The following is a 744-nucleotide window of genomic DNA, read 5'->3' as shown; positions in this document are numbered from 1 at the left end:
GCCTTCGCCGAGACCTTCACCCAGGAGTGGAACCGGCTGGCTGGCGAGCAGGGCCGCGACGCCGACATGCTGCGCCGGGACCTGCAGGACGTCGAGCGCAAGCTCTCGAACCTGCTCGACGCCCCCGCCGAGGGACTGCGCAGCTCTGGCCTGCAGGACAAGATCACCGGGCTGGAGGCGGTGCGGGACCGTCTGACCCTCGCCYTGCAGGACACCAGACCAATCMAGCTTCGCTTGCTGCCCAACCTGGGCCAAGCCYATCGGCGCAGCGTCGACCGGCTCAGTGATGCCCTGGCCGCAGGCGACAACCCCGCAGCTCGGGAAGCCGCCCGCAACCTCATCGACCGCGTGGTGATCCACCCCAGCCCTCGCGGAACACCGCCCCGCATCACCGTCGAGGGGCTACTCGCCCGCATGCTCGCCGCAGCACAGCCAGACCTTCCACCCCACGCAACACGGGCCATTGCAAAGGCCGCAAAATCCGCGGTTAAAGAAGAACCGAGGAGCGGCGCCCCTCGCTCTTTCTACAACCGCGGCGCCAACCCGCCCACGCCCGTCGCGAACTCCAACTGCGCCAGCGCCGTCAGGTACTGCGCCCGCGCATTGTTCGCCGCCACCCGCGTCGCGTTCAGGGTCCGCAGTGCGTCCAGCACGTCGAGCAGGTTGCGGCCGCCGGCCAGGTAGGCCTGCTCGGAGCTCCGATAGGCCTGCTCCGCCCGGTTCAGCGCGCCGCCAGTGTAGAGC

2 protein-coding genes are annotated in these 744 nt (G+C 69.8%); both read right to left on the bottom strand.

Annotated features, from left to right (window positions below):
• Positions 1 to 360, bottom strand: a 360-nt coding sequence (locus tag AC1DWF_RS34095) for a hypothetical protein (protein ID WP_476842908.1), incomplete at its 3' end; no start/stop codon positions are given.
• A gap of 164 nt (positions 361 to 524) precedes the next feature.
• Complete coding sequence (locus tag AC1DWF_RS34090) at positions 525 to 680, bottom strand: hypothetical protein (protein WP_476842909.1); 156 nt, start codon at positions 678 to 680, stop codon at positions 525 to 527.
• Positions 681 to 744: the final 64 nt, after the last annotated feature.

The organism is Aminobacter sp. P4_D5, assembly GCF_056401815.1.
This window is presented reverse-complemented; position numbering and strand designations above follow the sequence as displayed.